This is a genomic window from Acinetobacter sp. GN11, assembly GCF_054823985.1.
In genome coordinates this window covers 1-7192 of record NZ_JRVL01000244.1, presented here as the reverse complement: position 1 = coordinate 7192, position 7192 = coordinate 1, and the positions used below count along the sequence as shown (strand labels likewise).

4 protein-coding genes and 2 pseudogenes are annotated in these 7192 nt (G+C 36.0%); 2 read left to right on the top strand and 4 right to left on the bottom strand.

What is annotated here, in order from left to right; all coding sequences use genetic code 11:
- Nucleotides 1-114 precede the first annotated feature (114 nt).
- Nucleotides 115-252 (top strand): annotated as a pseudogene (locus NL42_RS17490) (S8 family peptidase); the annotation flags it as partial.
- Nucleotides 253-295: 43 nt separating this feature from the next.
- Here the strand turns inward: NL42_RS17490 and NL42_RS17485 are convergent.
- Both NL42_RS17485 and NL42_RS17480 read right to left on the bottom strand, forming a co-directional pair.
- Entirely contained in the window at nucleotides 296-1750 is a 1455-nt protein-coding gene (locus NL42_RS17485; RefSeq protein ID WP_461313721.1) for a SulP family inorganic anion transporter, read from the bottom strand.
- Between the two features lie 225 nt (nucleotides 1751-1975).
- Nucleotides 1976-2609: pseudogene (locus NL42_RS17480) on the bottom strand (SOS response-associated peptidase family protein).
- Nucleotides 2610-2997: 388 nt separating this feature from the next.
- Between NL42_RS17480 and NL42_RS17475 the strand changes: the two are divergent.
- On the top strand, nucleotides 2998-4437 hold the full coding sequence (locus NL42_RS17475; RefSeq protein WP_461313720.1) for a glucose/sorbosone family PQQ-dependent dehydrogenase: 1440 nt from the start codon (nucleotides 2998-3000) through the stop codon (nucleotides 4435-4437).
- Between the two features lie 58 nt (nucleotides 4438-4495).
- Here NL42_RS17475 and NL42_RS17470 read toward each other — a convergent pair whose 3' ends face one another.
- Together NL42_RS17470 and NL42_RS17465 are read right to left on the bottom strand one after the other, a co-directional pair.
- Nucleotides 4496-4939: a universal stress protein gene (locus NL42_RS17470; RefSeq protein ID WP_005046644.1), complete on the bottom strand. Its 444-nt coding sequence runs from the start codon at nucleotides 4937-4939 to the stop codon at nucleotides 4496-4498.
- Nucleotides 4940-5067: 128 nt separating this feature from the next.
- Nucleotides 5068-7164 (bottom strand): sensor domain-containing protein, encoded by a 2097-nt coding sequence (locus NL42_RS17465; protein WP_461313722.1) that lies wholly within the window; start codon nucleotides 7162-7164, stop codon nucleotides 5068-5070.
- Between the last annotated feature and the right edge of the window lie 28 nt (nucleotides 7165-7192).

Below are 7192 nucleotides of genomic sequence, written 5' to 3'. Positions count from 1 at the left end.
ACTTGGTTATAATATATTGAGAATATAATAAAAATTCCTGTCTAAAAGATTTTAACCTCTAAATATAAAGACTGTACTGATCATAACAACGATGTCTGAAGTAAAAAAATGGAGATTCTTTATGAAATGTTACAAAGTACGCCTACTGCAACACCTCATACAATCTCAACTAATCTTTTAAATCAAGCAAGTAGTAATGTGGTAAAGGACCCATCGGGTAGCCCAAATCGGTTGTTATATAAATCACCTTGATAAATGAAGTTTTAAAATTGGAAAAGGTCCCGAAGGACCTTTCTTAAATTTTTGCATGAGTACCATATTTATCAATCATGATTGAGCTGGCTTCATTTAAGCCTCGTACAGTAATCTGAATGCCATTCTTTTGAAATTTATTTACTACTGAATCTAGCATTGCAACAGAAGTCACATCCCAGATATGAGAATGCGTAAGATCAATAATGACTTCTTTAATTTCTTCTTTAAAATTAAAACTTTGCATAAATTTTTCAGAAGAACTAAAAAATATTTGACCTCTTAATTCATATAGACGAGCTTGACCCTCGAATGAAGTTTCAATACGAATATCATTTTCAAGTTTATTTGCTAAGAAAAGTGCTGAAAGTAATACACCAGTTAATACACCTAGCGCTAAGTTATGGGTAGCAACCACTACAATAACGGTAGCGATCATAACGACATTACTACTTTTAGGATTATTTTTAAATTGAGTCAGAGAGCTCCACTCAAAAGTACTGATCGATACCATAATCATGACCGCAACCAGAGCAGCCATGGGAATCACTTTTAACCAATCACTTAAAAATACAACTAAAATAAGTAAGAATATACCTGCGCAGAAAGTAGATAAGCGTGTACGACCACCTGATTTTACATTAATCATTGATTGACCAATCATGGCACAACCTGCCATGCCGCCTATAAAACCTGAAGCAATATTTGCGATACCTTGACCTTTACATTCTTGAAATTTGTCGCTAGATGTATCTGTCATTTCATCAACGATTGTTGCAGTCATCATTGATTCAAGTAAGCCAACCGCGGCAAGGGCTAACGAGTATGGAAAAATAATAAGAAGAGTTTCTAAATTAAAAGGAATATTCGGAATTAGAAATATAGGTAAAGTATCTGGTAATGATCCCATATCACCAACTGTTCGAACCTCAAATCCTAAAAAAATAGCGAGTAATGTGACCACTACAATACAAATAAGAGGTGAGGGAAAGAACTTTCCAATTTTTGGAATATAGGGGAATAGATAAATAATTCCTAAGCCGATTGCTACTAATAAGTAAACATGCCACGTCACACTTATCAATTCTGGTAATTGAGCCATAAAGATGAGTATGGCGAGAGCGTTAACGAATCCAATAACCACCGATTTAGAAACAAAACGCATGAGTTTGGCGAGTTTGAAATATCCTGCCAAAATCTGTATGACGCCAGTTAATACTGTTGCTGCAAATAAGTATTGAAGCCCATGGTCCTTTACGAGCGTTGTCATAACTAAAGCCATTGCGCCTGTAGCCGCCGAAATCATAGCGGGACGACCACCTACGAAAGAAATAATAACGGCAATACAAAAGGATGCATATAAACCAATTTTTGGATCTACGCCTGCAATAATTGAAAATGCAATTGCTTCTGGAATTAAAGCAAGACCCACAACAAGACCGGAAAGAATATCTGCGCGGACATTAGAGAACCATTGTTCTCGGACATTCGATAACATGAGAAATAGCCTAAGTTCTAAATTTTGAAAGGCTAGTGATGTGATATACCAACACAAGCGATTACACCACATCACTAAACAGTGATGAGTTATTTACAATAGATAAGGGTAAATAAACTTAAGGTGGCGTAAGTGTCATAGGTATAGAGAGTTTGAGGCATTTAAAAGTGCCCGAAGAATAGCATAAGTTTTTAAGGCTGACTAACCTAAGTCGACTAAACCGATTTAATCATAATTTTTCATTTCCGCTTTCGGCATTGAGGTAAATTCATTCGCAGGCATATCTAAGAAAAAGTCTTTTGCTTCAGAATGAGTGCAGTTGAGCCATTCATTTCTAAGATCGTCTGGTATTACAATAACTGAGCGTTTTTCATCATCTGGTTTATGAAATTGTTTCATAAAAGGGTGATGATCCGCATTGATTGTTAATAGCGACATTGATCTAACTTTCTGTTCATCAATAAGTGTTTCCTCAAAGATCGCAACCAGTGTAAAAGGTTGCCCATCTTTCCGGAAAATACCATACCAATGTGCTTTTTCCATTGATATATTTAGGTTCATAAATAGCATCAACAGGAATTAGAGCAAATTGGTTATTTAACCAAGCATGTTTAAAAGAGCGCTTTTGTTGTACTGTCTCTGTTCTGGCATTATACGTTGCGTATTTGAATGCAATTTCTTTGGCATAAGGGGGAAGCATTCCAAATTTAGCTTTTCTCCACTCAAGCTCATTTTCATTCGATAAAATGAGTGGGGAATCATCACTTGGAAAAATATCCATCTTATATTCAAAAGTGGGTTCAAATAACTCTAATTGATTGGCATGTATTTTCTTAATAGGTTTAAAGTTTGCACACATAAGACACCTTCGTTATAAAAATAGCTCTCAATTACAGCTTCTAACTTGTAGTCTTTAGTGATGTATATTTTTATAATTAGAATTGTCTCTTTGAGTATTAATTTTTAACTATCAATTACTTCGTTAATAAATATTTATTTAACTCATGGCCATTTCAAAAAATTTTCAGATATAAAATGAATAGATAAATCGTATAGTTAAGTTGCTCATCTTAAAGAGAGTTTGTTCATTTTTAATAGCTACTTTTATGCAACAGAGCCTTTCAGAAATTTAGATTTTAATAGATTCGTTATTCATCATAATACAAATCATATAGAGAACTCGTACAAACCCTTTATTAGAGGTTTAAAAATTCTCGGAAAATTTTGACAATTTATAAGGTGGACACATGAATAAACATTTATTGGCTAAAATTGCTTTATTAGGCGCTGCTCAGCTAGTTACACTCTCAGCATTTGCTGATGTTCCTCTAACTCCATCTCAATTTGCTAAAGCGAAATCAGAAAACTTTGACAAGAAAGTTATTCTATCTAATTTAAATAAGCCACATGCTTTGTTGTGGGGACCTGATAATCAAATTTGGTTAACAGAGCGCGCAACAGGTAAGATTTTAAGAGTGAATCCAGAGTCGGGCAGTGTAAAAACAGTTTTTCAGGTGCCTGAGATTGTAAATGATGCGGATGGACAAAATGGTTTGTTAGGCTTTGCTTTCCATCCTGATTTTAAAAATAATCCTTATATCTATATTTCAGGTACATTTAAAAATCCGAAATCTACAGATAAAGAACTACCGAATCAAACGATTATTCGTCGATATACCTATAACAAGTCAACTGATACGCTTGAGAAGCCAATCGATTTATTAGCAGGATTACCTTCATCGAAAGACCATCAATCCGGTCGTCTTGTCTTTGGTCCAGACCAAAAGATTTACTACACGATTGGTGACCAAGGACGTAACCAGCTTGCTTATTTATTCTTGCCAAATCAAGCACAACATACGCCGACTCAACAAGAGTTGAATGGCAAAGACTATCATACCTATATGGGTAAAGTACTACGCTTAAATCTTGATGGAAGTATTCCAAAAGATAATCCAAGTTTTAACGGGGTGGTTAGCCATATTTATACGCTCGGACACCGTAATCCACAGGGCTTAGCATTTACTCCAAATGGTAAATTGTTGCAATCTGAACAAGGTCCAAACTCTGACGATGAAATTAACCTCATAGTTAAAGGTGGTAACTATGGTTGGCCAAATGTAGCGGGTTACAAAGATGATAGTGGTTATGCCTATGCAAATTATTCGGCAGCAACCAATAAGTCACAAATTAAAGATTTAGGGCAAAACGGAGTAAAAGTAGCTGCAGGTGTACCTGTAACGAAAGAATCTGAATGGACTGGTAAAAACTTTGTACCGCCGCTAAAAACTTTATATACCGTGCAGGATACCTACAACTATAATGACCCAACGTGTGGGGATATGACCTACATTTGCTGGCCAACCGTTGCGCCGTCATCTGCTTATGTCTATAAGGGTGGCAAAAAAGCAATTGCTGGGTGGGAAAATACGTTGTTGGTTCCGTCTTTAAAACGCGGAGTTATTTTCCGTATTAAGTTAGATCCAACGTATAGTGCGACTTATGATGACGCTGTCCCAATATTTAAAAGTAACAACCGTTATCGTGACGTGATTGCAAGTCCAGATGGGAATGTTTTATACGTGTTGACTGATACTGCTGGAAATGTCCAAAAAGAGGATGGCTCTGTAACGAACACATTAGAAAACCCAGGGTCTCTGATTAAATTTACATATAAAGCTCAATAACACAGGCAATTAAAAAACCGATCTACATAAGATCGGTTTTTTTAAGATTAAGAAAAAACTATTCAGTTACGACTAATACCGGTAAATGAATTTCTCCTAAAAGAGCTTGAGTCACACTTCCTAAGAAGAACTTTTTAAACCCTTTTCGACCATGAGAACCAATAACTAACAGGTCTGCTTTGAGTTCAGTCGCTGCTTTAATAATTTCTGTATGAATTGTTTGACCCTCAACAATTTTTGTTTCAACAGAAATTCCATGTTGGCTAAATTGTTCTTTCGCTTGGTCTAAAATACCCTGAATAGATGCTCTAGCTTTATTAAAATAATCCTGAGCTAATTCTGTACTATCAATGAATTCTACAGAAATAAAAGGATCTATAGTAAGCGCATATACTAGAGTCACTTTACTACCAAAGGCCTTAGCAAGTGCTGCTGCATGATTTACAGCAATGAGTGAGGTAGGAGAACCATCGACTGGAACCAAGATATGGTGATAACTCATATATTGCTCCTTATTGTCCTGTGACAATGTATGGTGCCAAAACACCGATTTATTATCTTTATGCTTATATTATGAACAATTTTTGAAAGATTATTGTTTGTTTTTAGTATGGGGGAAAATGAGAGATTTTATCTTAAAGCATGATAATGACTTTCTAAGTAAGGTTGATTCTGCTTAAGTATTGAAATGACTTGATTGGCATCTATAGCAGATTCAAACAAAAATCCTTGACCTATACTATATCCAAATTGTCGAAGTAATTCTTCTTGTTCAGGGGTTTCAATTCCTTCTGCAATGAGTCCCAGTGATAAATTTGGAGCGAGTAATCCAATTGCTTGAACAATCGCATAAATTGATGGGTCATGTTGCATCTTTTGTATAAAACTACAGTCTACTTTTAAACTATCAATTGGATAGTCACGAATATGGGTGAGCGATGAAAAACCTGTACCAAAGTCATCTAGAGCAATATGTACGCCATGTTGTTTTAATTTGTTAAGTGCACGGATCACATACTCTGAACCTCGATCGCCCAACATATGTTCAGTGACTTCTACTTCAATATAATGTGTTGGAATTTGAAATTGATTGATCTTTTTCAAAAGCCGTTCAGCATAGTTGTCTCTTAAAAACTCAACTGGAGCAGCATTGAGTGAAACAGGAAGGGGTTTAATACCAAGATCTATCCATTTTGCAATATCACGTAAAACTTGATGTTGCATTGTTTCACCGATTTTACTCGCTAAATTATAATCTTTAAAAGCTTCTGCAATTTGAGAAGGATAACCCCTTTGAGCGGAAGTTGTATGCCATCGTAATAAAGCTTCAAAACCTACAACACGATGAGTTTTTAAATCTACTTTAGGTTGATAGTAGGGCTGGATGGTATGATGACGAATAAGCTGACGTGCTAAATTAAGCTGAGAAGCGACTGTTTCGGTCATTTGCATCATGCATGGGTCATACATGCGAATACCACCACGACCACGTGCTTTTAAATCATGCAATGCCATATCTGCACAACTGAGTAAACCTGATTGGTCGACGGCATCTTGAGGATAAATTGCACAACCAATACTCATACCACCATTTAAAACATTACCTAAATAGGTAATAGGTTGATTTAGCTGCTGAAGTAAGATTGCGGCTAAGTCACGCACATCACTTTCAGATTTAAGGTTATTAATAATAACCGCAAATTCATCTCCACCCAGTCTTGCGACAAAGCATCTTTCATCATCAACACAATGACTAAACCGTTTGGATAAAACTTTTAAAAGATGGTCGCCTGCGCTATGCCCTAATGTGTCATTAATATGCTTAAAATGATCAAGGTCAATTAATAGTAAACCCACACTTGTTTGGCTGTCTTTTGAATATGCAAGAGTGCGTTTAAGTTGAAATTTAAATGAACGCCGATTACATAATCCGGTCAGCTCATCTCTTTCACTCATATTTCTAAGTTGATTTTCTGTCAGATGCTGTTGAGTCACGTTACGGGATACACACAGTATTTGTATGATTTCACCATTTTCCCGATGAATCGGGGTCAACATATTATCCCAATATTCAGGGTCCTGATCTGGTAAACAACTCATTCCAGCGAATCTGGCAACTTTGCCTTGAAGGGCTTTTTTTAAAGCCACGCGTCCACGTTTACGAATATGAGGTGGCAATAGCTCAAGCCATTTCATCCCAAATTTTGTTTCATCGACAGGAACACCTAACGCGAGGCATCCTGATTTATTCATATGAGAAACTGTGCCGTCTACATTCAATACTTTAATACAATCTACACTGATGTCTAACATTTGATTTTGTATTTCAATATTCTTTTGCAGGTTTTGTTGCTCTTGAATATCGTGATCAATATCTAAAAAGCTGACATACCATTCACTCGCTAGAGAAGAGCCACGATATTTAGATGCTTGAATGGAAAGTTTGCACCATCTATATTGATTGCTACTTTGTAAAAGTCGGCATTTTAATTCTATTCTTTTTTGCAGGCGAATTGCTTCGAGCCATCTATTTTTGACTTCGTCTAAATCGACAGGAGATATAAAATCTAACCATTGCTGAGGTAATGGAGAAAAAGTATCCTGCCAATATTCTGTACACTCTACATTGCAATATAATATCAAGCCATTTTCATCACTTACCCAAGTCGGTAGTGGAATCTGCTCAACAATAAAATGCTTTTGGGTGTTGTTCGACATTGAAGTCATAACATGCCTAGAAAGATTGTATGGGCGG